At 71.8% G+C, this 24,581-nt stretch carries 23 protein-coding genes and 1 pseudogene; 19 read left to right on the top strand and 5 right to left on the bottom strand.

What is annotated here, in order from left to right:
* Positions 1-318: 318 nt before the first annotated feature.
* The 9 genes from FM051_RS06480 to rox all read left to right on the top strand — a co-directional run bounded on the left by FM051_RS06480 (position 319) and on the right by rox (position 10,298).
* Positions 319-1,986 (top strand): GH3 auxin-responsive promoter family protein, encoded by a 1,668-nt coding sequence (locus FM051_RS06480; RefSeq protein WP_158841641.1) that lies wholly within the window; start codon positions 319-321, stop codon positions 1,984-1,986.
* Positions 1,983-2,849: an SAM-dependent methyltransferase gene (locus FM051_RS06475; RefSeq protein WP_158841639.1), complete on the top strand. Its 867-nt coding sequence runs from the start codon at positions 1,983-1,985 to the stop codon at positions 2,847-2,849. The genes FM051_RS06480 and FM051_RS06475 overlap by 4 nt, the downstream gene beginning before the upstream one ends.
* A 36-nt stretch (positions 2,850-2,885) precedes the next feature.
* Positions 2,886-4,319, top strand: coding sequence for an FAD-dependent oxidoreductase (locus FM051_RS06470; RefSeq protein ID WP_158841637.1), 1,434 nt, complete (start codon positions 2,886-2,888; stop codon positions 4,317-4,319).
* A gap of 2 nt (positions 4,320-4,321) precedes the next feature.
* Positions 4,322-5,476, top strand: coding sequence for a hypothetical protein (locus FM051_RS06465; RefSeq protein WP_158841636.1), 1,155 nt, complete (start codon positions 4,322-4,324; stop codon positions 5,474-5,476).
* Positions 5,473-6,210 (top strand): DUF6182 family protein, encoded by a 738-nt coding sequence (locus FM051_RS06460; protein ID WP_158841634.1) that lies wholly within the window; start codon positions 5,473-5,475, stop codon positions 6,208-6,210. The genes FM051_RS06465 and FM051_RS06460 overlap by 4 nt, the downstream gene beginning before the upstream one ends.
* Complete coding sequence (locus tag FM051_RS06455; protein ID WP_158841632.1) at positions 6,197-6,814, top strand: LysR substrate-binding domain-containing protein; 618 nt, start codon at positions 6,197-6,199, stop codon at positions 6,812-6,814. The genes FM051_RS06460 and FM051_RS06455 overlap by 14 nt, the downstream gene beginning before the upstream one ends.
* The gene (locus tag FM051_RS06450) at positions 6,811-7,563 is read left to right on the top strand and encodes an alpha/beta fold hydrolase (protein WP_238412171.1); all 753 of its coding nucleotides are present in this window, start codon (positions 6,811-6,813) and stop codon (positions 7,561-7,563) included. The genes FM051_RS06455 and FM051_RS06450 overlap by 4 nt, the downstream gene beginning before the upstream one ends.
* Complete coding sequence (locus tag FM051_RS06445; RefSeq protein WP_158841630.1) at positions 7,553-8,386, top strand: class I SAM-dependent methyltransferase; 834 nt, start codon at positions 7,553-7,555, stop codon at positions 8,384-8,386. Before FM051_RS06450 ends, FM051_RS06445 begins: the two co-directional genes overlap by 11 nt.
* Positions 8,387-8,870: 484 nt before the next feature.
* Entirely contained in the window at positions 8,871-10,298 is a 1,428-nt protein-coding gene (gene rox / locus FM051_RS06440) for a rifampin monooxygenase (RefSeq protein WP_158841628.1), read from the top strand.
* A 122-nt stretch (positions 10,299-10,420) separates the two neighbouring features.
* Here rox and FM051_RS06435 read toward each other — a convergent pair whose 3' ends face one another.
* The gene (locus FM051_RS06435; protein WP_158841626.1) at positions 10,421-11,305 is read right to left on the bottom strand and encodes an aminoglycoside phosphotransferase family protein; all 885 of its coding nucleotides are present in this window, start codon (positions 11,303-11,305) and stop codon (positions 10,421-10,423) included.
* 102 nt (positions 11,306-11,407) lie between these two features.
* On the opposite strand from FM051_RS06435, the gene FM051_RS06430 reads away from it, so the two are divergent.
* Both FM051_RS06430 and FM051_RS06425 read left to right on the top strand, forming a co-directional pair.
* Positions 11,408-11,929, top strand: coding sequence for a TetR/AcrR family transcriptional regulator (locus FM051_RS06430; protein WP_158841624.1), 522 nt, complete (start codon positions 11,408-11,410; stop codon positions 11,927-11,929).
* On the top strand, positions 11,926-13,053 hold the full coding sequence (locus tag FM051_RS06425) for an FAD-dependent oxidoreductase (RefSeq protein WP_158841622.1): 1,128 nt from the start codon (positions 11,926-11,928) through the stop codon (positions 13,051-13,053). Before FM051_RS06430 ends, FM051_RS06425 begins: the two co-directional genes overlap by 4 nt.
* A 147-nt stretch (positions 13,054-13,200) precedes the next feature.
* On the opposite strand, the gene FM051_RS06420 is transcribed toward FM051_RS06425, so the two are convergent.
* Positions 13,201-14,595 carry a tyrosine-type recombinase/integrase gene (locus FM051_RS06420; RefSeq protein ID WP_158841620.1) on the bottom strand — a complete coding sequence of 465 codons (1,395 nt, stop codon included), beginning with the start codon at positions 14,593-14,595 and terminating at the stop codon, positions 13,201-13,203.
* Positions 14,596-14,952: 357 nt separating this feature from the next.
* Between FM051_RS06420 and FM051_RS06415 the strand changes: the two genes are divergently transcribed.
* Complete coding sequence (locus FM051_RS06415) at positions 14,953-16,017, top strand: coiled-coil domain-containing protein (RefSeq protein WP_158841618.1); 1,065 nt, start codon at positions 14,953-14,955, stop codon at positions 16,015-16,017.
* A complete protein-coding gene (locus FM051_RS06410; protein ID WP_238412170.1) occupies positions 16,014-16,943 on the top strand; it encodes a DUF2268 domain-containing putative Zn-dependent protease in 930 nt (309 codons plus the stop codon). Before FM051_RS06415 ends, FM051_RS06410 begins: the two co-directional genes overlap by 4 nt.
* A 25-nt stretch (positions 16,944-16,968) precedes the next feature.
* Here FM051_RS06410 and FM051_RS06405 read toward each other — a convergent pair whose 3' ends face one another.
* Positions 16,969-17,400, bottom strand: a complete 432-nt coding sequence (locus FM051_RS06405; protein ID WP_158841616.1) for a VOC family protein — start codon at positions 17,398-17,400, stop codon at positions 16,969-16,971.
* Between the two features lie 87 nt (positions 17,401-17,487).
* On the opposite strand from FM051_RS06405, the gene FM051_RS06400 reads away from it, so the two are divergent.
* From FM051_RS06400 to FM051_RS06380, 5 genes and pseudogenes are all read left to right on the top strand, one after another.
* On the top strand, positions 17,488-18,150 hold the full coding sequence (locus FM051_RS06400; protein ID WP_158841614.1) for a GntR family transcriptional regulator: 663 nt from the start codon (positions 17,488-17,490) through the stop codon (positions 18,148-18,150).
* 111 nt (positions 18,151-18,261) lie between these two features.
* Positions 18,262-18,711 (top strand): GNAT family N-acetyltransferase, encoded by a 450-nt coding sequence (locus FM051_RS06395; RefSeq protein ID WP_158841612.1) that lies wholly within the window; start codon positions 18,262-18,264, stop codon positions 18,709-18,711.
* A 17-nt stretch (positions 18,712-18,728) separates the two neighbouring features.
* Positions 18,729-19,040 (top strand): annotated as a pseudogene (locus FM051_RS06390) (epoxide hydrolase N-terminal domain-containing protein); the annotation flags it as partial.
* A 98-nt stretch (positions 19,041-19,138) separates the two neighbouring features.
* Positions 19,139-19,372 (top strand): DUF3418 domain-containing protein, encoded by a 234-nt coding sequence (locus tag FM051_RS06385; RefSeq protein ID WP_238412169.1) that lies wholly within the window; start codon positions 19,139-19,141, stop codon positions 19,370-19,372.
* Between the two features lie 315 nt (positions 19,373-19,687).
* Positions 19,688-20,497, top strand: coding sequence for a phosphotransferase (locus tag FM051_RS06380; RefSeq protein ID WP_158841608.1), 810 nt, complete (start codon positions 19,688-19,690; stop codon positions 20,495-20,497).
* 106 nt (positions 20,498-20,603) lie between these two features.
* On the opposite strand, the gene FM051_RS06375 is transcribed toward FM051_RS06380, so the two are convergent.
* Positions 20,604-20,882 (bottom strand): MarR family winged helix-turn-helix transcriptional regulator, encoded by a 279-nt coding sequence (locus FM051_RS06375; RefSeq protein ID WP_158841606.1) that lies wholly within the window; start codon positions 20,880-20,882, stop codon positions 20,604-20,606.
* A 175-nt stretch (positions 20,883-21,057) separates the two neighbouring features.
* Positions 21,058-24,057 carry a Tn3 family transposase gene (locus FM051_RS06370; protein WP_202918719.1) on the bottom strand — a complete coding sequence of 1,000 codons (3,000 nt, stop codon included), beginning with the start codon at positions 24,055-24,057 and terminating at the stop codon, positions 21,058-21,060.
* Between the two features lie 65 nt (positions 24,058-24,122).
* Here FM051_RS06370 and FM051_RS06365 point away from each other — a divergent pair, with 65 nt between their 5' ends.
* Positions 24,123-24,464 (top strand): DNA glycosylase AlkZ-like family protein, encoded by a 342-nt coding sequence (locus FM051_RS06365; RefSeq protein WP_158841880.1) that lies wholly within the window; start codon positions 24,123-24,125, stop codon positions 24,462-24,464.
* Positions 24,465-24,581 lie beyond the last annotated feature (117 nt).

Here is a 24,581-nt window from a genome sequence, read left to right as displayed (position 1 = left end):
TCGGTGCGGGATTCCGAAGTATTCGAGTGAATGCCGAATGAGTGCCATGCGCTTTTGTTATGGCTTGTGCGGGGGAACAGCGGACCCGGTGACCGGCACGCCCGAACACGCCATGTCCACATGGTGGCGGTCGTTCCCCCATCCGCGTAGCTTGGTGTAACTGACGTCGATCAGGACACCGCTTGGTCACGCAATGGCGCGGGCACCGTGACGAACCGGCTCGACCACAACGAAGGGTCGACGAAGCGTCATTCCGCATTCCAGGCCGACCTGCGCGACGAGCCCACACCGCCGACATCGTCCGGAAGGTCTTGTCGCATGAGCGAAGCCGACCACCGACTCAGCCAATACCGGGCCCGCGTCTTCGCGGAACGGGACAACCTCCTCGACGCATTTCCCGACGCCCGGGAACAACAGCACCGGGTGTTAGCCGACCTGCTCGACTTCAACGCCGGAACGGAATTCGGCCGGGCCCACGACTTCGGCCGCATCCGCACCATGGACGAATTCCGCAAAGCCGTTCCCGTCGCGGACTACGCGGCACTGTCGCCGTGGATCGAACGAATGGCGAACGGTGACCGGAACGTGCTCACCGCCGACGACCCGGCGGTGTACTTCACCAGCAGCGGGAGTACCGGAGCGCACAAGAAGATACCGGTCACCCCGCGATTCATGAAGACCACGTTCTTCCCGTTCTACTACGCCGCGTGGGCGCCGCTCGCCGAACATTTCCCGGATGTGCTGACCGCGCCGGACCGGGTGCTGAACCTCAAGCACGACCCGTTGTCCGCACCGCCGACCACGGCGTCCGGGCACGCCCACGTCGGCGCCAGCCAGGTCGACTTCGGCACGAAGTTCGGGGAACCGCTGTCGGCCGAACCCGGCACCGCGGCACCGTGGGCGACCCTGCCGGTGCCGGTGGCCGCGGACGACCACCTGGAGAAGACCTACCTGCGGCTGCGGCTGGCCGTCGAGCACGACGTGCGCTGCGTCATCGGCATCAACCCGGCCATGGTCGCCGCCCTGCCGTACCAGCTGACCCAGTGGTGGCCCCGGATCCTCGAGGAGGTCCACGACGGCACCCTGGGCGGCGTCCGGCACCGCTCTCCCAACCCCGCGCGCGCCGCCGAGCTGTCCCGCCTGGCCGAGTACGCCGGGACGGTCCGGCCCAGCCTGGTGTGGCCGAACATGCGGGTGATCTTCTGCTGGACCACCGGCCTGGCCTCGCTGTACCTGCCCCGGCTGCGCGAGCAGTTCGGCGCGGGCGTGACGCTGCTGCCCGCCCCGGTCGCCGCCTCCGAGGGCCCGGTCGGCGTGGCGCTGGACCGGCACCGGACGGCGGGCAGCCTGGTGGTGACCGCCTCTGCCTACGAGTTCGTGGACGCCGACCTCGACCTGGGGCCCGACGTGGCCACGCTCGACCAGCACGAGCTCGAACCGGGCCGTGACTACCACGTGGTCTTCAGCCACGTCGGCGGCCTGTACCGGTACGCGGTGGGCGACGTGGTGCACGTGGTCGACCGCGTGGGCGGCGTGCCCAGGGTCGAGTACGCGGGCCGGGCCACCCGCTCGGACTTCGCGGGCGAGCGGCTGCGCGACGTGCAGGTGATCCGCGCGCTGGCCGCGGCATCGGGCGGCACCGGTCTGGAGGTCGGCAACGCCGCGTGCCGGGTGACCGATCCCGCGGGCGGGACGCGCCGCTACGACTTCGCGGTGGCCACCCGATCGCCGTGGCACCCGACCGAAGTGGACCGCTTCGCGGCCCTGCTGGACGCCGGGCTGGCGAGCCGCTCCGAGGGTTACCGGTCCGCCCGGGACACCGGCGCGCTCGGCGCACCCCGCGTGCTGCCGGTCGACACCGACGCCTTCGCCCGGGACTGGCAGGAGACCGTCAGCCGCGGTGTGCGCCCGACCCAGGTGAAGGACCGGCTCTTCCGCCAGGACCCACAGCTCTGGCGGCAACTGACAGGAGAGGAAGGCAAGTGAGCGATCTTCTGGCCGCCGTCGAACGGACCGCGTTGCTGACCGCGGCGCTGCGGGCCGCGGAGAGCCTCCGCTCCGACCGGCTCTACCACGACCCGTACGCGGCGATGTTGTCCGGGCAGATCGGGCCCGAGTTGCTGGCCGAGGTGCGGCGGGTGACGTTCCCGTCCGACGGGTCGGTCCGGACGCTGCCCAGCACGCCGGACTACAACGCGATCCGCACCCGGTTCTTCGACGACTTCCTCACCGAGGCGGCGTCCGACCCGACGATGACCCAGGTCGTGGTGGCGCCCACCGGGATGGACACCCGCGCCTACCGGCTGACCTGGCCCGAGCACGTGCGCCTGTTCGAGGTCGACCGGCCGGCCGTGCTCGCGTTCAAGGAGGAACGGCTCGGCGACGCACGACCGGTCGTGGACCGGCGTCTGGTCGCCACCGACATGGTCACCGAGGACTGGGGCGCGGACCTCGTCGCCGCCGGGTACCGGCCGGACCTGCCGTCGGTGTGGCTGCTGGAGGGGTTGCTCTACTACGTGCCCGAGCCCGACGTGCACCGGGTGCTCGACCGGGTCCGCGCGCTGACCGCGCCGGGCAGCCTGGTGGCCGCCGACGTCGTCAACGCCGCCGCGCTGACCCTGCCGAACATGGCCGGCCTGCTCGACGTGTTCGCGGGCTGGGGCTGCCCGTGGCTGTTCGGCACCGACGAGCCGGAGGCGCTGTTCGACCAGTACGGCATCACCGCGCGGGCGGTGCAGCCCGGTGAGCCCGAGGCCGACTACGGCCGGTGGCCCGACCCCGTGCCGCCGCGCTCGGTGACCGACGTCCGACGGGTGTTCTTCGTCCACGGCAGGCGCCGCGCGAACTGACCGCGTCCGTCCACCACGTCGTCCTTGGGGGGATCGATGTCCACAGTCGTCGTCGCGGGGGCCAGCATCGCGGGCCTCGCGACCGCACTCGCCGCGAGCCTGCGCGGGCACCGCGTCATCGTGGTCGAACGGGACGGTCCACCACCGGACGGGCCGGTGGCGGACGCGGTCGGGCGGTGGGCGCGCCCGTCGGTGCCGCAGGCGTCCCACTCGCACACGCTGACCTCGGTGGGCGTGCGGGTCCTGCGCACCAGGGCGCCGCACGTGCTCGCCGCCGCACGGGCCGCGGGCGCCCAGCTGCTCGACCTGCTCACCGCCCGACCGCCCGGTGTCGCCGACGAACCCGAAGCGGACGACGCCGAACTGGTCGCCCTGGCCTGCCGCCGCACGACGCTGGAACTGGTGCTGCACCGCGCGGTGCTCGACCAGCCGCGGGTGCAGGTCCGGTACGGGCTGAAGGTCGAGGCCCTGCTGGTGGACCGGGCCGGGCGGCGGGCCACCGGCGTGACCACCGACGACGGCGACCGGATCGCGGCCGACGTCGTGGTCGACGCGACCGGGTGGCGAGCGGCGAGCAGGTCGTGGCTGCGGATCGCCGGGCACCCCGTGGCCGCCGACCTGACCAGCCCGACCGACATCCGCGGCTACTCCCGCTTCTACCGGCTGCGCGGCACCGACGCCCCCGGCCCGCTCAACCGGGGCAACGCGGCGGGCGTGGTCGGCGACCACTACGCGGGCGTGCTGCACCCCGGCGACGGCGGCACGTTCTCCATCGCCCTGGCCGTGCTGCCCGACGACGACGCGATGCGGGAACTGCGCGACCCGGCCGCGTTCACCTCCGTCGCCGCGTCGACCCCCGGCCTCGGACCTTGGCTCGCCGACGGCGTCGCCGACCCGATCTCCCCGGTGCACGCCATCAGCACCCGGCCCAACGTGCTGCGCGGCCACGTGGTCTCGCCGGAGCAGCCGCTCGCCGGGCTGTTCGGCGTCGGTGACGCGGCGGGCGTCACCAACCCGCTGTTCGGGCGGGGCGTGTCCCTGGCGCTGGCGCACGCGTTCGAGCTGGTCGACCTGCTCGACGCGCACCCGGACCCCGGACCCGCGCAGAGCCGGGCGGCCGCCGCGACGGCCCGCGACCTGCTGCTGCCGTGGTACCTCCAGGCGACCGAGGACGACCGGGAGCGCATCGCCCGCTGGCGCGCCGCGGTCACGGGCGCACCGCCCGCACCGGCGCCCGTCGGGCACGGCGGCAGACCGGCGCTGCGGACGATCGGCATGGCCGCCGCGACGGACCCGGTGGTGTGGCGCGGCCTGACCAGGGTGCTGATGGGCCTGGCGACGCCCGCCGCCGTGTTCGACGACGAAGGGTTCCGCGCCCGCGTGCGCGACGCCGTCCACGTGCCCGCGGCGCCCACCCCTGCGCCGACGCGGGCGGCCCTGGTCCGCGCCGCCGCAGGGGAACGGAGCTGACCATGAGCACTGTCCACTTGGACCGGTTACAGGCGCAGACCGCGCCGACGCGCGACCGGCCCCGCGTGCTCCTCGCGCCGATCACGATCACACCCACCAAGCCGTTGACCCTCAGCCACCTCAAGGGTCTGCTGTGGACGGACGTGATGTACCGGGCCACCGCGCAGCTGGCCGACGTCACCTACCGGTACAGCCACACCACCTACAACGTCACCGAGCAGACCCTGGGGTTCTGGGAGCACCTGGACCGCACCCTCGGGGACGTCGACTACTCCGGCTGGACCGAGGAGCAGATCGGCGAGTGCTACATCCGCTACCGCGCCGACGAACACCGGCCGCCGCCCTCCGCGTTCCAGCCCTACGCCGACGCGGTCGAGCAGCACGGCTGGACGCACCCCGCCACGTCCCGGGTGCTGGAGCTGTGGACCTCGCTGTACGACCGGCTGGGCCTGCACGACCCGGGGCTGCGCGAGCACCAGCCGCCCGGCCTGGGCCTGGCCGAGATGATCGACCGCCTGGACGGCCTGGGCATGTGCCTGGACCTGCGCGAGCACGGCGGCCCGGTCTACCTCGACGCGACCCGGTTCGGCCTGCCGCTGCGGCAGATCGTGCTGCCCGGCGGGCGGCCCAACTACCTGGCCTGCGCGTTGCGCGAGCTCATCCCGCTGGCCGCCGAGCACGACGAGGTGGTGCTGATCTACGACCGCGAACTGGAACCGGACTACCTGCTGCTGCAACGGGTGCTCTCCGCGCTCGGCCCGGCCGTGCGCCGGGTGTCGCTCGGCCGCGTACCGGTGGCGGGACAGGTCCTGTCGGCGCGGCACGGCGGCTGGCAGGGCAACACGGTCGGCGACCTGCTGGACCGGCTGACCGGCGGGGACACCGACGACCCGGCCGCGCTGCGGCTCGGACTGCGGCTGTACTTCATCGCCGTGCTCGGCCAGGGGCAGAGCCAGTCCTTCCGGGACGACCTCGTGGTCAGCTGCCTGGCCAAGGCCCGCAAGCTGCTCGCCACCACACCGGAACGGCCCGACGCGTCGGTGTCGAAGCACCGACGCGACCACGTCTACGTCGACCCGTACCGGCTGACCTCGGCACTGCTCGCCCGGCACCAGCCCAAACCGGGCCCCGAGCTGATCTCGGCGGTGTTCACATGAGCCTGTCGCAGGAGTTGCTGCGCGCCGAGGCCACCCGGCGCATCCTCCTCTCCCGGCCCGACCTGGCCGCCCGGATCGACCCCAGCACCACGCGGGGCCTGCTGGCCGCCCAGCACCTCGTCGACGCCGACGAGCCCGGCGAGGTGCTGGCCGCGGTCGTCATGCGACGGTTCGACCCGGTGTCCTGGGTGCGCGGTACGTGCGAGTTCGCCCTGGGTCTGACGCCGGAGCAGGCGGCCACGTGGCGCCGTTCGTTCACCCGGACGGTGTTCCTGGCCGGGAACCCGGAGAACCTGCGCGAGCGGTTCTCCTTCGACCACGTCGCCGAGGACGGTTCGGCCGCGTGGACCTCTCCCGCGCCCGCCGCCGCGTCCGCGCCGCTGCGCCGGCTGCTCAAGCTCTTCGACGGCACGCAGGCGGTGCCGACCCACCCCGCGCCGGTGGTGGAGGTCCCCGGCCGGCCGACCCGTGCCCCGGTGCGGCGCGACCTCTACCTGGCCACCGCGGGCGTCACCGTCGCGGAGAGCCTGGTCAGCCTCAACCACCTGCTGGTCGAGTCCGTGATGGACGGTCTGCTCGCGCCGGGCGACCGGCTGGTGCTGCGCCCGGTGCCCCGGCCGGCCGGCATCGCCACCCCGTTCGCCGCGCTGCGCATCGGCGCCGAGCGCGCCAACCCCGATCAGCTCCGCTGCTTCGCCTACCTGACCGAGGGGATCGACCATGACCAGGCATGACACCGGACGGATCCGGTTCGGCTACCACGGCTCACGGCCCGTCGCGCACCGGATCATCAAGACCGCCGGGCACGAGGTCGACGACTTCGAGCTGGTCGAGTACGACATCAACGAGCCGTTCCGGGCGCTGCGGGAGGGCCTGCTCGACACCATGATCGTCAAGTTCGGCATCCACGAGCCGGACCTGCTCAGCTCCGCCGCGCTGACCGCGGAGTCCCGCGTCGCGGTGGTCGGGACGACCCACCGGCTGGCCGATCGCGACTCGCTGTCGGTCGAGGAACTGGCCGACCACACCATGTTCGAGTGCCCCGGCAGCTTCCCCGCCTACGTGTGGGACCAGGTGGTGCCGCCGCACACGCCCTCCGGGCGGCCGATCCGGCGCGGCCACCGGGTCGGGAACATCCCGGCGATGATGGCGCTGGTGGCGTCGGGCGAGGCGGTGCACCTGTCGGTCGACTCGCTCGCCGACGTCGCGCCGCCGAGCGTCCGCGTCATCCCGGTGCACGACCTGCCGCCCGCCCCGGTGGCGCTGGCCTGGCGGCGTGACCTGGACCGCGAGCACGTGCTGCGGTTCATCGCCGACGCCGAGAGGAGCCACGCGTGATCCCCGTCGTGCTGCTGCACGCGCTGTCCCTGGACTCCTCGATGTGGGCGGAGCAGCGGGAGGCGTTGACGCTCCTGGGCCACCGGGTCATCACGCCCGACCAGCGCGGGTTCGGCGGCACCCCGCTGGGTGACGCGCCGCCGTCGCTCGACGTGGTGGCCGACGACCTGGCCGCCACCCTCGACGCGCTGGGCGTGGCCGGGGTCGCGGTGGTCGGCTCGTCCATGGGCGGCTACGTGGCGATGGCGTTCCAGCGCCGCTTCCCGCAGCGGGTACGGGCTCTGGCGCTGCTCGCCACCAGGGCGGGTGCGGACTCGCCCGAGGTGCGGGCCGGCCGCGAGGCGTTCGCCGAGCGGATCGTGGACGACCGGTCGCGAGACGGGCTGATCGCGGCCACCACGCCCGCGCTGCTCGGCGCGACCACCCGCGCGGAGCAGCCCGAGCTGGTGGCGAAGGTGCGCGGCATGGTCGAACAGGCCGACCCTGCGTCCGTCGCCTGGGCGCAGCGGGCCATCGCCGCACGTCCCGACTCCTTCCCCACCTTGCGCGCGACCTCCGTCCCCTCGGTGGTCATCGCGGGAGCGCAGGACGAACTGGTGCCGGTGTCCGAAGCGGACGCGATGGCGAACGCGCTGCCGCACTGCCGCCTGGTCACCATCCCCGACGCCGGACACCTCACCCCGCTGGAGGCGCCCGACCGCGTCACCGCCGAACTCACCGATCTGCTGCGGAGCGTCCATGTCGACTGATTCCTGGGGTTTCGCCGCGTCGACCGGGTTGGACTTCACCGAAGACACCATCGTGGACGCCCACTTCCGCGCGTGCCGGGACGCCTACCGGCGGCTGCTGCTGCGGGTGGGCATCGAGCCGGGCCGGCACGTGCTGGACGCGGGCTGCGGCGGCGGGTCGTTCCTGCCGTGGCTCGCCGAACTCGTCGGCCCGGAAGGCCGGATCACCGGCGTCGACCTCGCCCCGGAGAACGTCGAACTGGCCGCGGACCGGGCCCGCAGCTTCGGCGCCACGGTCGAGATCCGCCTGGGCGACCTGCGTGAGCTGCCGGTCGAGACGGCCTCGGTGGACGTGGTGTGGTGCGCCAACGCGGTCCAGTACCTGGACGACGACGACCTGCTCGCCGCGTTGCGCGAGGCACACCGGGTACTCCGCCCCGGTGGGACGGTCGCGGTCAAGGACCTGGACGCGGGCCTGGTGTCGGTCCGGCCCGGCGACCCGTTCCTGTTCGCGGACTTCTTCCGCCGCGCCGCCGAATCGCCCGGCTACGCCCGCCGGCTGCTGCGCACCCGCGACCTGTACCGGTGGCTGACGGTGGCCGGCTTCACCGCCGTCCGCCAGGAGACCGTCCTCATCGAACACTTCTCCCCTTTCTCCCCGGCGGTGCGGGATTTCTACGACGCGTCCTGCGCGCAGATCGCCGTCCAGGCAGGGAAATTGGGCCTGCCCGGCGCCTGGGAGAAATTCCTGAACCCTTCGGATCCGGACAATCCGCTCAACGACCCGTTGGCCTACATCAGCGAGGGGAACGTGCTCGCGATGGGCACCAAACGGGACACCTGAACGGGCTAGGCACTACGAGGCCGCGCGAGGAGGTCATGGCCACCTCCTCGCTGCAGGGAGCGCGCTGCCGCCTCCTCGCTGCAGGGAGCCGATCGGGCCTGCGGACGAGGAGGCCGAAGGCGGAGATGCGGTGCCCGCCGGCCACCGACGGGGAGGGATGAGCCCCAGGTGTGTTCCGCCGGCGGCGGCATCGCCGTTCACGGCGTTGCCGCCGCTTCGGGAGGAGCTTGTCCGTCCACAGCGGACGACAAAAGCATAGGCAAGGAGGTCGACCACTCCTTGCCACTCTCAACATATAGCGCACCGGGGGTCTTGCCGCAAGACCCGGGTCGTGCTGCAGAATCTCCGGCCGAAGCCAGGACCTGCGGAAATCAGGGATTCGCGAAGTACGTGTGCCTTGTCGACGTGTGGGACTCGCGATGCGGTCGGGGGCACTCGGCGCGGAGCAGCCGGCCGAAATGCAACCTTGTTGGATGGGGGGGTCATGATTGACGTGATCGTGGCCGGCGGCGGACCGACCGGCGCGATGCTGGCCGGTGAGTTGCGGTTGCACGGCGTGCACGTGGTCGTGCTGGAGAAGGACGCGGAGCCGACCAGGATTGAGCGCTCGCTGGGCCTGCACGCGCGCAGCGTCGAGGTGATGGACCAGCGCGGACTGCTGGAGCGGTTCCTCGCGCTCGGCCGGCAGCACCCGCTCGGTGGTTTCTTCGCCGGCATCATCAAGCCCTCGCCGGACCGGCTGGACACCGCGCATCCGTACACCCTCGGCATCCCGCAGACCAGCACCGACCGCCTGCTGACCGAGCACGCCACCGAGGTCGGCGCCGATATCCGGCGCGGCTGCGAACTGGTCGGGCTGAGCCAGGACGAGGACGGAGTGACCGTCGAGCTGGCCGATGGCGCGCAACTGCGCTCTCGCTACCTCGTCGGGTGCGACGGCGGCCGCAGCACGGTGCGCAAGCTGCTCGGCGTCGGCTTCCCCGGCGAGCCCGCCAGGAAAGAGTGGCTGCTGGGCGAGGTGGAGTTGACCGCGTCGCCGGAGACGGTGGCGGCCGTGGTGGCCGAAGCCCGCGAGACCCACAAGGGGTTCGGCGTCGGGCCCATCGGCGACGGGGTGTACCGCGCCGTCGCGCCCGCCGCCGGAGTGGCCGAGGACCGCACGGTCCCGCCGACCCTGGACGAGCTGAGGCAACAGATCCGGGAGGTCGCCGGCACCGATTTCGGCGTGCACTCGCCGCGCTGGCTCTCCCGCTTCGGCGACGCCACCCGGCTGGCCGAGCGCTACCGGACCGGCCGGGTACTGCTGGCCGGCGACGCGGCGCACATCCACCCGCCGCTGGGCGGGCAGGGCCTCAACCTCGGCATCCAGGACGCGTTCAACCTCGGCTGGAAACTGGCCGCCGAGGTCGACGGCTGGGCACCGGAGGGGCTGCTGGACAGCTACCACACCGAACGGCACCCGGTGGCCGCCGACGTGCTGGACAACACCCGCGCGCAGGTGCAGCTGACGTCCACCGAGCCGGGTCCCCAGGCAGTGCGCCGGCTGCTGTCGGAACTGATGGACTTCGAGGACGTGAACCGGTACCTGATCGAGAAGATCACCGCGATCGGGATCCGCTACGACTTCGGCGAGGGGCACGAACTGCTCGGCCGGCGGCTGCGGGACGTGGAGCTGAAGCGGGGGCGCCTCTACGAGCGGATGCACGGCGGCCGCGGACTGCTGCTCGACCAGACCGGCCGGCTCTCGGTGGCGGGCTGGGCGGATCGGGTCGACCACGTCGTGGACGTCAGCGAGGAACTGGACGTGCCCGCCGTGCTGCTGCGGCCGGACGGCCACGTGGCGTGGGTCGGTGAAGACCAGCAGGAGCTGCTCGGCCGGCTGCCCAAGTGGTTCGGCGCTGCCGTCGGCTGAGCGCGCAGTTGTGGCTCGAGAGGGCGGGACCCGTGTCCGGTCGAGTTCGGCACGGTTCGGTGTCGTACCCCCGCCAGCTCGACGCCGAGCGAACCGCTCGCGGCGGTCACTGCCGAGCCGCTTCACATCAGCAGGGCGGCGAGGGTGTCGACGACTGCGGTGACCTGGGCCGGCTCGTGGAGTTGGCGTGACCACAGCGCGGATTCGGCCGCCCTGGCCTGCGCCCATCGCCGGACCCGTTCGCGGTCTACTTCCGCTGCCTCGGCGAACTCCGCGATCCGCCGGTCCACCGCCCTGCGGGTGTTCGGTTCGGCGGTGACGGCGGGCCAGTCGCCGCGCAGCACCGGGAGCAGTTCGTAGGCCGGATCGCCCACCAGTCCGGTCGGGTCGATGGCCCGCAGTCCCGTGTCGTCGCGCATGACGTTGCCGAAGTGGAGGTCGCCGTGGACCAGGACCGCCGGCTGATCGGTCGCGAGATCACGCGCGTTGGCCACTGCGGCGTCGAGCACCGGTGCCGGCAACGGTGATCCCAGGCGTGCGGCGTGCGCGGGCATCTTCTCCGCCCATCCGAGCGCTTTGTCGGCCAACGAGGGCACGCCGGGAGGCGCGGCGATCGCCAGTCGACGGGTGAGCCTCCCGATCGCGGTGAACGGAGCGGGATCGGGCTTCTCCAAGTGCCGCAGGCGTTCCAGCAGCATGGCGGACCGGCTGTCGTCGCGCTCCAGCAGCCGCACCGCGCCGTCGCCGTTCCACGCCGCGAGCGCCACGGCCTCCGCGGTGTCGTACGACAGCGGGAACCCCAGCTTCAGCACCACCTGGCTCCCGTCCGCGCGGACGGCCGGGATCACCACGCCGACGAAGCCGTGCATCACCGGCCCGGACGTGGTGCAGGACCACCGGTGCAGGAACTCGGCGGCCAACGCGGGCAGCGCCTCGACCCACCGCCTACCCGCCTCGCCTTCACGGGCGATCGTGGCCTCGACGAACCCCGGCGGAACAACGAACACGCGAACCCCCTGTGCCTGCGGCTGGATGCAGCGTTCCTCGAGATCACGGTACGGGTGCGATCACGGTGGCGATTTGGACGTTCGTCCAGTACATTCGTCCAAATGACGGTCAGACAACGGCTGCTCGACGCGGCCGCCGAACTCATCGCCGAGCGGGGCTGGGGCGCGGTCAGCACTCGTGTCCTCGCGGACCGCGCGGGCGTCGGCTCGGGCGTGGTGCACTACCACTTCGACTCGCTGCAGGCCGTGCTCACGGAGGCGTCCCTCGGCGCGCTGCGGACCGCTGTCGACGAGTTGCCGCAGGTCCTCGACTCCGTCGACACCCCGGCCGACGCGCTCGCCGCCCTGCTGGCAGCCCTGGACGGGCACGGCGGGCAGGAGCTGTTCATCGAGACGTTCCTCGCCGCCACGCGCAACGACGAACTGCGCGGTGCGGTCGCCGAGATACTGATCCGGTTCCGTGCCGTGCTCGCCGCGTGGCTCGCGGAGCGGGACGTGCCCACGCCCGTGGAGACCGCCGCGGTGCTGGCGGCGGCCGTGGACGGCGTCCTGCTGCACCGCGCGTTGTCGGCCGACCTGACGCGCGAGGTCGTCGTGCCGGTGCTGGGGAGGGTGTTGCGATGAGGGTCGTCGTCGCGGGGGCGGGTATCGCCGGATTGGCCCTGGCGCACCGGCTCGGGACGCTGGGCCACGACGTCGTGGTGGTCGAACGGGCGCCCGCACCGCGCTCCACCGGATACATGATCGACTTCTTCGGGCCGGGCTACGACGCCGCCGAACGGATGGGCGTGCTGCCGCGCCTGCGTGAACTGGGGTACCGGATCACCAAGGCCGGTTACGTCGACGAGCACGGCAGGCTGGTCGGCGGCATTGGGTTCGACCGGTTCGCCCGCGCGGTCGGCGGGCGGCTGCTGAGCATCATGCGCCCCGACCTCGAACGCGCCTTCCGGGAAGACCTGCCGGCCGGTGTCGACCTGCGGTTCGGCGCCGGTGTCGTCGAGGTCGCGCAGCACGACGACCGGGTCGAGGTGGCGCTGGAGGACTCGTCCACGGTGTCCGCCGACCTGCTGGTCGGCGCGGACGGCGTGCACTCGACGGTGCGGCGGCTGGTCTTCGGCGACGGGCACCTCCGTCACCTCGGCTTCCACACGGCGGCGTTCACCTTCGACGACCCCGAGACGCACGCCCTGGTCGCCGACCGGTTCCACGTCACCGACACCGTCGGCCGCCAGTTCGGGTTCTACGGACTGCGCGACGGGCGGGTCGCCGCGTTCACCGTGCACCGCACACCGTCGCCCGACCTGCCCGTCGACGCACGTGCTGCGGTCCGCGATGTGTACGGGTCCATGGGCTGGGTCGTGCCCCGCGCGCTGGCCCGCTGTCCCGCCGACCTCTACTACGACCAGGTCGCGCAGGTGGAACTGCCACGTTGGTCGGACGGGCGGGTTGTGCTTGTCGGCGACGCGTGCGGCGCGGTGTCGCTTTTGGCCGGACAGGGCGCGTCGCTCGGCATCGGCGGCGCGTACGTGCTCGCCGAGCACTTGGACGACCTCGCCGCCTACGAGCGGGCCTGGCGGCCGGTCGTGATCGAGAAGCAGCGTGTGGCCCGGTCCGCCGCCCGCTGGTTCCTGCCCGATTCGCGGCTGAGGCTGCGGGCCCGGCGGGTGGCGATGCGCCTGTCGCACCTGCCCGGCGTCGACCGGCTGGTCGCGACGAGCCTGGTGGGCAAACCGGTCACGCTCGGGTGAGCCGCAGGTGCGCACCGGCATCCCGTCCGACACGTCCGGCACGTCGAACGAGGTCATGTCGGCGCCGGCGAAGCTTGATCCAGACCACCCCTACCCCAACGAGGCTTTCGTCACGGTGACAGTCCACTGTGCAGGGACCTCAACCGGTCACAGGTCGCCGCCGATCCGCTGGCGTGCCGCACGTGCGGCGTCGGCGACCTTCGGGTGGTCGGCTGAGGTAGCGGACACCCGCTCCAGCACTGTCGACACCGCCTCGGCGGTGGCGGGGACGTCGCGAGCCAGGCGTTCCAGCCCGGCCACGGCCAGCAGCCGGTCCAGCGGGTCGGCGGAGGCGGCCTCGTGCTCCAGCCGCGTGATCTCCCCCTCGACAGCCCGGTCGGGCGAGCGGTGTCGCAGGAGGGCGCGTTCGACGACGTCCACGGCGGAGCGTTCGGGGGCGCGGGTGGCCTGGTTGTAGACGCGATGGGTGGTCTCGACCGAGGCGTGGCCGACGTCGGCCTGCACGTGGGTCATGTCCGCGCCGCCCTCGGCGGCGGCGGTGACGTAGAAGTGCCGCAGGGTGTGCGGGCCCATCCGGTCCGCGACCTCGGCCAGCGTCGGACCGGCCGCGACGGACAGCCGGCGGATCAGCGCCCACACGTCCCGGGGGTTCATCGCCGTCCCGGCCCCGGTGGCGATCAGCGGCAGCCGCCGTGCCGCAGCCTGCCCGACCCGCGCGGGCAGCGCCGCGTCCTGGTGCCGGTCACGTTCGGCCAGGTAGTCGGTCAACGCCCGCTCGGCCAGGCCGGACAGGAAGACCACCCGTGTCTTGCCGCCCTTGCCGGTCACCCGCAGCGCCCTGCGACCGCGCGTGGTGTGCAGGTCCTCGCGGCGCAGCGCCGTCAGCTCCGCCACCCGCAACCCCAGGGTGAACAGCGCGACGATCGCGACCGCCCGTGACCGCATCACCGGTGCCGTGCCCTGCCGGGCGGTGCCTGCCGCGTCCAGCAGCGCCCCGACCTGGGCTGCGGTGAGCACCACCGTGGCGCTCGTGTCCCCACGCGTGCCCAGTTGGAGCCCACGCCGGTCGAACGCGGCGGGATTGGCGTCGAGCACACCCCGTTCGACCAGGAACCGGTAGAACTCGGCCACCACCGCCAGGCGGTGCCCGCGGGTGGACTTGGCGACCCCGGCGGCGTCCAGCGCCTCCAGCCACCGCTTGAGGTCCAGCCCGATCGCCGTCAGCGGGTGCACGCCGTGCGCGGCGCACCACCGCAGCCACGCCAGCTCCCGGAAGCGTCCCGTCCGCACCGGCGGTCCGGACTGTCCGGGCTTCGGCTCTTCGACGACGTTCCGGAAGGCGGAGGCCGTGCCCAGGGCGCGGACCCACGGTCGCGGCAGGCCCAGCGCGTCACCGTAGGACAGGCGCGTCGCCGCCGACCGGTACCCCAGCAACCACTCCGCCACCAGCATTTCCAGGCGCTCCGGTCCCACGTCCCGGGGCGCGGTCCGGACGGCCGGAACGTCGGCCCGCAGGGACGGCAACATCGACTCGGTGCTCATGGTGATCGGCATTGTTCCGCATCGGCGTCCGACGTTCCGGGGGCACGCCGGGGTCACCGACGCCTTCTGACGCCCGTCCTGTCACCCACCCGACTTTCGTCACGGTGACGACCCCATAGTTTTCGGCTGCCCATCAGCGCCCTGAACCGGCCGTGATTCGCATTAGCACATCTTGCCGAGATAAGGCCACTTATCTCGGCAACTTCCTCTCAGTGGTTGTCGTTTCCGAAAACAAGAACCTCTTGTTGTTATCGATAACGATAACACTGCTAAGCTGGTCAAGTGAACCCGGCTCCGAACGCGCAGGTCGACGCGGCAACGCCACGCAGCCGTCCCTGCGCTTACTGCGGCTCCCCTGTGACGGCCCGACGCGCCACCGGACGGCCGCCCCGCTACTGCCCGCCCGACGTACGCGACTGTCAGGCGCGCGCCCGTACCGAGCGCGTCGCCGCCCGCGCCGCGCAGACCACCGGCGGCCCCATCGCGTTGCGACAGATCGCCCTGGACCTGGCCGGCCAGATCGACGAGGCGTGGGAGCCGGTCCAGGAGTTGACCGAGACCGTCCAGACCGCCCGCGACCTCCTCGAGGAACTGCAACGGGAACTGGTGGACCGCGTGGAGCAGGCCGAGCGCGCCGCCGAGGCCGCGACCGCGGCGAAAGAGCAGGCCGAACTGGAGAAAGCGGCCGCCGAGACCGCCCGGAACGCGGCCACGGACGACGCCCGCACCGCCCGCGAGGAGCGCACCAAGGCACTACGCGCCCGCGACGAGGCCGAAACCCTCAAACGGCAAGCCGAACTCAGGCTGGAACGCGTCACCGCCGAACGCGACGCCGCCCGCACCCAGGCCGAACAAGCCGCGACCACCGCCGCCGCCACGGTCGCCGCCATCACCGCCGCAGCCGATCAGCGCGTACAGGCGGCCACCGGCGCGGAGACCGCGGCACGCGAACAGGCCGCCGAACTGCGCACGGAACTGAAGACCCTGCGCGAACGGCTCACCGAACAACAGCAGCGCCTCCACGCCTCCGACCAGGCGGCCGAACGCCTGCGCACCGAGACCGCACAACGGATCGAGCAGATCACCGCCGAAGCCGACCGCAAGGTCGACCAGGCCCGCGCCGAAATCACCGCCCTGCGCACGCAGCAGGAAGACCGCGCCGCCCGGTTCGGCCAACAGCTCGGCGCCCAAACCGAACGAGCCGACCGCCTGCAGCACAGCCACGACCGTTACCGGGCACTACTCGACCGCATCGCCGACACCGTGCGACAACTCGACACCAGCACCAGCACCGATGCCAACGCCGAAGGCGCTCTGGTCGACGAGACGACGACCGCGCTGCGGGCCGTGGCCACGCTCATACAGGGTCGGCACGACGTCCCCCACGCCTTCAACCAGGAGGCCGACGGTCGGGACGGTTGACGACGGTTGACTCTGACGTAACGTCAATGTCTAGCCTCGCGCAGGTGACGATCACCGTTCTCGACACCTACTCCGCCATGAAGCAGATCCTGCAGGCCCCGGTCACGGATCGCGTCGCCATGCTGCGCTCGATGCTCGAGCCCAGCAGCGGTATGTACCGCTACTTCCCCGGGGACGTCGATCTGGTGGCCATGCACCAACAGTCGTCCGGTTTTCCCGTCGACCGTGACGAGGAGCGTTGCCTCGACGCGCTCGAGACGCTGGCGGCGGCCGGGGCCTGGGAACGGATGCAGCGCGCTCTCGATGATGCTCTGGCCGTGCAGCTGGCGGGGAAGCCGGGGCTGGAAGTCCCGGACATCACCGTCCTGTTCCTGCTCGGTGACCCCGGCGATGCCCACTTCATGGGGCCCAGCCTCGGAATGACCGGGAGCGGCGGGATCTCGGGCTACATCGTGATCACGCTGTGGCCCTTCCCCGAAAACGTGGAACGGCTGGAGGCCACCGCCGTGCACGAGCTCAACCACAACCTGCGCTACAGCCCGGGCGGGGTGGTGTGGAACCCGATGACCGTCACGGTCGGCGAGCACGTGGTCTCAGAGGGCCTGGCCGACGCCTTCGCCCGCCAGCTCCACGGCGACGAACTCGGCTACGCCCGCATCGGTGTGCCGCACCTGCACGACGATGCGGTCTTCGCCAAGGTGGTGTCCGGACTCGACGTGACCGGCATGCAGAACTTCACCGCCTGGGTGCACGGCGACGCCACGGCGGAACGCTTCGGCGTCACCCCGGTGGGATTGCCGACCGGGGCCGGATACGCCGTCGGCAACAGGCTGGTCGACACCTACCTCGCAGCGACGGGGCAGACGGCGGCACAGGCCCTGCACGCCGACAGCTCGGAGATCATCGCTACCGCGCTCCACCGCTGATCACACGAACGGGCCGGCGGGATCGTCAGGCGGCGAAGACCTGGGAGTCGTCGGCGAACGCCTTGAACTCCAGGGCGTTGCCCGCCGGGTCCAGCAGGAACATGGTCCACTGCTCGCCGGTCTGGCCCTCGAAGCGCACGTAGGGCTCGATGACGAACTCGACGCCCGCCGCGCGAAGCCGGTCGGCGAGCTTCTGGAACTCCGGAACCGTCAGGATCAGTCCGAAGTGCGGCACCGGGACGTCGTGGCCGTCGACCGGGTTGTGCAGCCGCTGCGCGCGGGCCGGTGCCAGGTGCGTCACGAACTGGTGACCGTGCAGGTTCCAGTCCACCCAGGTGTCCGCGCTGCGGCCTTGCTCCAAGCCGAGCACCTCACCGTAGAAGTGGCGCGCGGCCGCCAGGTCGTCGACCGGCACGGCCAGGTGGAACCGGGGGATCGGGGAGTCGAGAACGGTCATGGGCGCTGCCTTCCTGAACGCGGGCGCGCGGCCTGTCGCCGGGCTGATGTCGCAATGTTAACATTGCGACAAGCGAGGAGGTAGTCGATGGGTGACCAAGCCGGGGTGACGCCCGCGCGCCGCCGTGGGCTGGCCGACGAGGTGGCGGACCGCATCCGGGACGCCATCTTCAGCGAGGCCTACGCCCCCGGCGCGCAACTGCGCGAGATGGAGCTGTCCGCCGCGCTGGACGTCAGCCGTGGCCCGGTGCGCGAGGCGCTGCTCCGGCTGGAACGCGAGGGTCTCGTCCGCAGCGCGTGGCACCGCGGGGCCACGGTGACGACGTTGTCCCCTCAGGACATCGCCGAACTCGACAGCCTGCGCGGCGCGCTGGAACAGCTCGCCGTCCAACAGGTGATCACCCATGCCTCGGACGGGGACATCGCGGCCATCGAGAAGGCTGCCGACCGGATGGAGCGCGCCGAGGACGAGCACGCGATGGTGGGCTGCGACATCGAGTTCCACGACGCCGTCTACGCCGCCACCCGGCACCAGCGCCTGAAAGAGGCGTGGGATGCCATCCGCTGCCAAGTCCACCTGTTCCTGCTGACCCGGATCGGCCGCAGCACGGACGGCTACCTGTCCCACGTACCCGACGAGCACCGCGAACTCGTCGCCGCACTGCGCGCCCGCGACGCCGACGCCGCCCTCGAACTCTTCGCCGCGCACCGCCGCCACGCCTTCGAAGTCCTCACCGAAACCACTTCCTGAGCCCGAAGCACCGCCGAAGCGTCCCGACGGGGTGGGGCACGAAAAGTGACGGGGCAGGCCTGCACGGGTAGCCCTGGGATCACATTTCCCGACACGCAGGCAGGTGGCCGCATGATCGTTCCCTTGGACCTCACCGACGACACGACGGCGGAGGCCGTGCACCGGATCGCGTTGCAGTCCTACGCGGTGGAGGCCGAGTTGATCGGCACCACGACGATCCCGCCGCTGCACGAGTCGGTCGACGACGTCAGAAGACTGCCGTTGCGGTGGCTCGGCGGGTACGTCGACGGCGATCTGGTGGCGTTCGTCGGCTACGCGAAGGTCGACGGCGTGCTGGACATCGACCGGCTGTGCGTGGCGCCGAGCCACTTCCGGCTCGGGTTCGCGCGTCGGCTGGTGGAGCAGGTGCTGGCCGAGGGCGGTCCGGCGATCGTGTCGACGGGTGCGGCGAACGCGCCCGCCATCGCGTTGTACGAGGGTCTGGGTTTCCGGTTGGTCGACACGGTGGTGGTGGACGGCGGGCTGCGGATCGCGCAGTTCGGGCATCCGGGTGTGATCTAGGACGTTTCCTGACCTATATGGCTTCTAGCGTCGGTGTCGTGACTGAGATCCGAGAGTTCCGCCTCGCCGTTCCGCAGACCGACCTGGACGACCTCGCCGACCGCCTCGCGCGTGCCCGGTGGGTGGAGCAGTTGCCCTGTGACGGTTGGCAGCGCGGTGTGCCGGTGGACTACCTGCGCGACCTGGTCGAGTACTGGCGCACCGGGTTCGACTGGCGGGCGCACGAGGCGCGGCTGAACGCGTTCCCGCAGTTCACGACGGAGGTCGACGGTCTGGACGTGCACTTCCTGCACGTCCGGAGCACCAACGCCGACGCGCTGCCGTTGCTGGGGTCCCCGTAGTAACCAGGAAATTTCGGGCGGATTTGTTTGACCTGGGGTGATGACCGAGGACCCTGAAGCCGCTCTCGGCCGCAAGGTCGAAGTTCATGGGCGGGTTGGTGTTCCGCAGCCTGGTCTGGATGGACCGCGTCCACGCCGTGCACACCGAGTACCGCGAACTGCGCGCCGCCCTGCCCGCCGACGAACCGCACGACGAGCTGGACGAGGTGCGGTGGATGATCGAGGAACTGCGGCTGAGCTACTTCGCCCAGACCATCGGCACCCGCTACACCGTGTCCGACAAGCGGATCTTCAAAGCCCTCGACGCCGTCCCCCGCTGACCACCCGTAAACCGGTTGAGCGGGCCGGGGCGGGTCGGTAGCGTCGGCCCCGTCCGGTTGATCAAGGTTCGGTTGTCCAGGAGGCTGACGATGACGTGCATGGTTTCCGGTGGAGTCACGATCGCTCCGACCGGGGAGCGCGCCGCGCGCTGACCGTGCCGCCGACACGTCGTCGGCCGTAGCAGCGAGACAGAGCGCGCACCCCTCCTCGACTCGGAGCGGTCCTCACCGGCCCGCGGGGTTCCTCCCCCGGGCCGCAGGCATCGCCGCGCGCGGTGCCGTGACCCGCGTACCGCACTCCACGAGGAGAAATCCGTGCATTCCGCACAATCCGGACCACCCGCACAGCCGTTGACCGCGGCCGAAGGCGGACCGAGCGACGTCACCCACTCCGACGGGACCGTCCTGCGTCCCGCCCGACCCTGGACCACGACCGTCCACGCGCTGCTGCGCCACCTGGAGGACGTCGGCTTCACCGGCGCGCCCCGCGTGGTCGGCGACGGCATCGACGCCGACGGCAACGAAGTCCTGACCTACATCGACGGAACCATCGTGCACCCGCACGCGTGGACCGACGAAGGCGTCCGGCAGGCCGGTGCGCTGCTGCGCGACCTGCACGACGCCACCGCCGGGTTCCGGCCGCCACCCGACGCGGTGTGGCAGCCCTGGTGGATGCACCACACCGGCCCGGACACCGTGATCGGGCACTGCGACGCCGGTCCGTGGCACATCGTGGCCCGCGACGGTCTCCCCGTCGGGCTCATCGACTGGACCCTCGCCGGTCCCGTCGACCGACTCGACGAGATCGCCGCCGCGGCGTGGTGGAACGCCCAGTTGCACGACGACGACGTCGCCGAGCGCAACGACCTGCCCGACGCGGACCACCGCGCCCGGCAGGTGGGACTGTTCCTCGACGGCTACGGACTCCCGTCCCGCGACCGGGACGGGCTCGTCGGCCGGATGATCGAGTTCGCGATCCGCGACTGCGCCGCCGAGGCGACGTACGCGGGGATCACCCCGGACTCGACCGACCCGGGGCCGCTGTGGGCGCTGTCCTGGCGGGCACGGGCAGCCGCCTGGATGATCCGCCACCGAGGACTGCTGGAAGGGGCCGTCCGGGGTTAGCCCGGGCCCGCTCACGCAGGCAGTCGTGAGGCAGGGTCGGGCCGTCGGCCCGGCCCTGCCTTCTGGAAGCAGCCATCCCGGACCACGGCCGCACGGTGTCGCGGGACTACTCGCACTTCTCCAGCAGGCTCCGCAGCGCGTCGGCGACGACGGTCTTCGTGTCGTCGTCCAACGGCTCCAGCAGCCGCGCGTACAGGTCCATGTGCTCGGCCAGCATCCCGTCCACGGGCCGCCAGCCCCGGTCGGTCAGCCTGATCCGCACCACCCGTCGGTCGTTCGCGTCCGCGACCCGTCGGACCAGGTCCTTGGCTTCCATCCGGTCGATCCGGTTGGTGATGGCGCCCGCCGTGACCAGCGACGCGGACAGGAACGCGCCCGCCGTCATGCCGTTCGGCGCCCCCCGAAGGACGGGTCCGCCAACCGGACCCGACGTCGTAGGTCCGCCGGCACCCGGCGGACGCGCAAGCGCCCGTGGTCCACCAGGACCCGCACGGGTCGTCGCGGCGGTGCCGCCGGACCACGACTCACCTCGGGCCGGAGCGGTGTCGCCGTTCGCGCGCTCAGAACAGGGTGTCGCGCACCCGCAGCGGCCGGTATCCGGTCGGGCCGAGCTGGGCCAGCTCGCCCTCGACGTCCACCTCGATCGCGCCGAAGAAGTTGATGTTCTCGCTGTGCGCCGGGGAGATGTGCGCCAGGACCTCGTCGTCCACGCGGCGTCCGGCGCGGCGCATCGACTCCACCGCCAGCCCGTAGTACTCGGTGGTCCAGGTGATCACCGCGTTGGTGACCAGGGTCAGGCACCATGCCTGTTCGGTCTGCGCCTCGATGTGGCGGGCCCGCACGGTTCCCTCGTGGGCGTAGAGCAGGTCGCGCTTGAGGGCGTGCAGGGACTCGCCCTTGTTCAGCTGCCGCGAGATCTTCCGCCTGTATGCCGGGTCGGCTAAGTACCGGGCCGCGTAGATCGTCCTTCTCAGCGCGCCGTACTCCTTGAGCGCCGCGGACAGGGCGTTCTGCCGTCCCGACGCCGAGAGCTTGCCGACCAGCAGCGACGCGGTGGCGTGCCCGAACTTCAACGACCCGGCCACACGGAGCAGGTCGTCGTAGTGCTCGGCGATCAGGTCGGTGTTGAGCTTGCGGGTCAGCAGCGGCCCGGTGTGCGGGAACTCGGCCTCGATCCGCGCCCGCGACCCGGTGCGGTACAGGGTGATCTTGCCCAGGTCCCGGATACGTGGGGACAGCTGCAACCCCAGCAGGTCGAACAGCCCGAAGTTGACCAGCGTCACCCCATGCGTGTCCGTCGCGTGCTCGGTGACGGGAACATCCGTCGCGTTGCCCAGAATCTCGTCGAGGACGTAGTGCGCCTCACGCTTCGTCGCCACGATGACCTTCGTGCCGTACGTGGTGTGCTGGTCGGTCACATGCGTATAGGTCGAGAGGACCTGACCGCCGTGGATGACCATGTCCCGGCCGGTCAACGTCTTGCCGCGCACCGGGAACCGCTGCACGTCGGAGGAGGACAGGGTGCCGGTGCCGAACACCGGGGTCAGCGGCAGCGTGCCGTGGTAGCCGATGATCGCCAGGTTCACCGCCCGCAGCGTCTCCTCCCGCACGTACCACTCCGCGGTCCACGCCAGGATGTCGTAGGAGATCCCGCAGGCATCCGCCATCCGCGTCAGCCCGAGGTTGGTGGAGTGGCTGATCAGCACCGCGATCAGGTTCCGCTTGAGCTCCGGGCTGCGGGACTGCTTGCCGCCGGCGTGGGTGAAGCAGTCCAGGAACCCGGTGCGCTTGTCCAGCTCGATCAGCAGCGACACGATCGGCGCGAACGGCAGCATCGCGGTCAGCTCCGCCTTGAGCGCCACCGCCTCGGCCGGGACGTCCTCGGCGGTCAGCGGGGAGATCACCAGGTCGCCGCCGTCGTCCAGGCGCACCGGGCCGTCACCGGCCGCCAGGACCTGTTCCAGTTCCCCGAGCGCCTCACCCAACTCGTCCTCGGCGGCGGCGAGAGCGCGGCCGGGGTCGGCGGGTCTGCCCACGAGCCGGCAGAACTCCGCGCGCTGCGCCGACCACTTCTCCGAAGTCAGCAGGTAGGTGGCGGGATCGGAGTAGCGCTGCGAGCCGGGTACGTACACATCACCCGTGCGCAGTCCGTCGCGTAGCCCGAGCAGCGTGCACAACTCCCAGTAATGCCGGTAGGCGCTGGTGTTCCCGGACTTGCGCGCGGTGTCGAGGTAGGCGCGCCACCGCGCGGGCACGAACCCGTCCGGCGCCTCGTCGGGGACACGCCGGGCGCCGGTGGCGTTGAGCTCCCGCAGGATCTCCACCGCCTCCAGCAATCCGGCGGCCGCAGTCCCGCCGGCGAACCGGACCGCAGCCAACACCTGCGGCGTGAACTGCCGCAGATACCCGTAGGAGGCGTCCAGCGCGGCCAGGTGCCCGTGGTCGCGCGGCAGCCGAGGCGCGGCCTGCTCCCGTGCCGACCGCAGACGGGGCCACCCGATCCGCTCGCCCCGGATCAACCCGCCGACCTGTTCGTCGTCCAGCCCCAGGTCGAAGATGATGTCCAGGAGGTCGTCGAGCAGGGCCTGGCGGTCCTCGCCGGAGCGCCCGCGCTCGGCCAGCGCGTCGCGCATCCTCCGCTCGGCCTTGCCTTCCCGCGCCGAGACGGCCTGGTCGAACAGCCCCACGACCTCGTCGAGCACGTCGGTCGCCGACTGCGCCAGCAACGTGAGCAGGATCGGGTAGCGGCGCTGCGGATCCCTCCGCTCCAACGCCTGGGCGGTCAGCCTGCGGCCGACGGTGGCCAGGAACCTGCGCCGCTCGGCCGGGAGCACCGACAAGTCCAGAGCGTCCGCCCCCAGGCCGCGCAGGAACTCCAGCTTGCCGACCTCCGCCTTGATCGCGGCCGGGGATGCCTCGACCGGACCGGTGGCCAGCCACCGCAGCCGCGTGGTCTTGACCTCGGGATCGGTGACCAGCAGCCCGTCCAGCGCGGCGCACCGGGCATCGGTGAACTCGTGCGCCAGCCGGGCGAAGGTCTCCCGCTGCGCCTCCTCGCGGGCGTGCGCGACCCGTTTCACCACGATCACCGGTCCGGGCCGGATCACCTGCGCGGAGATCAGGTACTCGCACGCCAGCCGGAACAACAGCGTGGGCGAGTCGTGCTCCATTGCCCGCGCGAGCAGGAACTCATCGAGCTCCTTCAACTCCAGCGTCGACGGCGGACGCCAGCCCAGGTACTGCGCGACCAGCCGCAGGTGCTCGGTGCGGGTCTTCGCTCGCCGGCCGTAGGACCGCAGCTCGACGGGGTCGACACCCAACTGGTCGGCCAACCGCGTCACAGCCACCGGCGGTGCGGTGGACACCTTGTCCGGCACGAATCCCAGCCACGGCAACGTGCACAGCGCCACCGCCAGGCCCAACCGATCCGCCGGACCTCGACCCCGGCCGGGGTCCACGAAGGCAACGTCCGCCGGGGTGAGGGTGAAGAACCGGAACAGTTCATCCCGGCCGATCTCCGGAAAGCCCCGCAGACGCTCCAGCTCCTCGTCCGCGAACACCTGCGCCGCCACCCAGCCTCCAGCCAGCACCCGAAGATCCCCAGCTCAGAAGCCTACTCAGCCGTATCCGCCCGAAATTTCCTGGTTACTACGGGGACCCCTACTTCGACGCGTACGTGGTGGGCAGCCACCCGCGTGAGGTGGTGTTCCCGGGGCGTGCGTTCGAGCGGGCGCTGTCCGGTGGGCAGGCGGGGAACTTCCCGGTGCTGCTGGTGGACGGCGTGGTGGCCGGCGTGTGGCACCAGAAGCGGTCGGGCAGGCGGATCGTCGTCACGGTGGAGCCGTTCGGGACGCTGTCCAAGGCGCGCCTGGCCGAACTGGACCAGCAGGTGGCGCGGGTCGGCGAGTTCCTGGAGGGACGGCCGGAGCTGACCATCGGCACGGTCGCGGTCGGCGGTCACGCCTGAACCCGTGCGGACGTCGACGTCGGCCGGCGCGGTACGAGAAGTGGGGGGGGGGGGGGGGGGGGGGGGCGGGGCCCCCCCCCCCCCCCCGCCCGCGCCCCCCGGGGCTCCAGGGACCCA

This window comes from Saccharothrix deserti (genome assembly GCF_009769385.1).
Taxonomy (GTDB): Bacteria; Actinomycetota; Actinomycetes; order Mycobacteriales; family Pseudonocardiaceae; genus Actinosynnema; species Actinosynnema deserti.
The sequence above is the reverse complement of the archived record's forward strand: the minus strand, read 5'-3'. Positions and strand labels throughout refer to the sequence as shown.

Coding starts and splice junctions, on each gene's coding strand:
- FM051_RS06430 (WP_158841624.1), top strand. CDS start 11,408: ATGACGGTCAGACAACGGCTGCTCGACGCGGCCGCCGAACTCATCGCC.
- FM051_RS06375 (WP_158841606.1), bottom strand. CDS start 20,882: ATGACGGCGGGCGCGTTCCTGTCCGCGTCGCTGGTCACGGCGGGCGCC.
- FM051_RS06465 (WP_158841636.1), top strand. CDS start 4,322: ATGAGCACTGTCCACTTGGACCGGTTACAGGCGCAGACCGCGCCGACG.
- FM051_RS06395 (WP_158841612.1), top strand. CDS start 18,262: ATGATCGTTCCCTTGGACCTCACCGACGACACGACGGCGGAGGCCGTG.
- FM051_RS06385 (WP_238412169.1), top strand. CDS start 19,139: ATGGGCGGGTTGGTGTTCCGCAGCCTGGTCTGGATGGACCGCGTCCAC.
- FM051_RS06470 (WP_158841637.1), top strand. CDS start 2,886: ATGTCCACAGTCGTCGTCGCGGGGGCCAGCATCGCGGGCCTCGCGACC.
- FM051_RS06425 (WP_158841622.1), top strand. CDS start 11,926: ATGAGGGTCGTCGTCGCGGGGGCGGGTATCGCCGGATTGGCCCTGGCG.
- FM051_RS06455 (WP_158841632.1), top strand. CDS start 6,197: ATGACCAGGCATGACACCGGACGGATCCGGTTCGGCTACCACGGCTCA.
- FM051_RS06460 (WP_158841634.1), top strand. CDS start 5,473: ATGAGCCTGTCGCAGGAGTTGCTGCGCGCCGAGGCCACCCGGCGCATC.
- rox (WP_158841628.1), top strand. CDS start 8,871: ATGATTGACGTGATCGTGGCCGGCGGCGGACCGACCGGCGCGATGCTG.
- FM051_RS06405 (WP_158841616.1), bottom strand. CDS start 17,400: ATGACCGTTCTCGACTCCCCGATCCCCCGGTTCCACCTGGCCGTGCCG.
- FM051_RS06480 (WP_158841641.1), top strand. CDS start 319: ATGAGCGAAGCCGACCACCGACTCAGCCAATACCGGGCCCGCGTCTTC.
- FM051_RS06400 (WP_158841614.1), top strand. CDS start 17,488: ATGGGTGACCAAGCCGGGGTGACGCCCGCGCGCCGCCGTGGGCTGGCC.
- FM051_RS06420 (WP_158841620.1), bottom strand. CDS start 14,595: ATGAGCACCGAGTCGATGTTGCCGTCCCTGCGGGCCGACGTTCCGGCC.
- FM051_RS06445 (WP_158841630.1), top strand. CDS start 7,553: ATGTCGACTGATTCCTGGGGTTTCGCCGCGTCGACCGGGTTGGACTTC.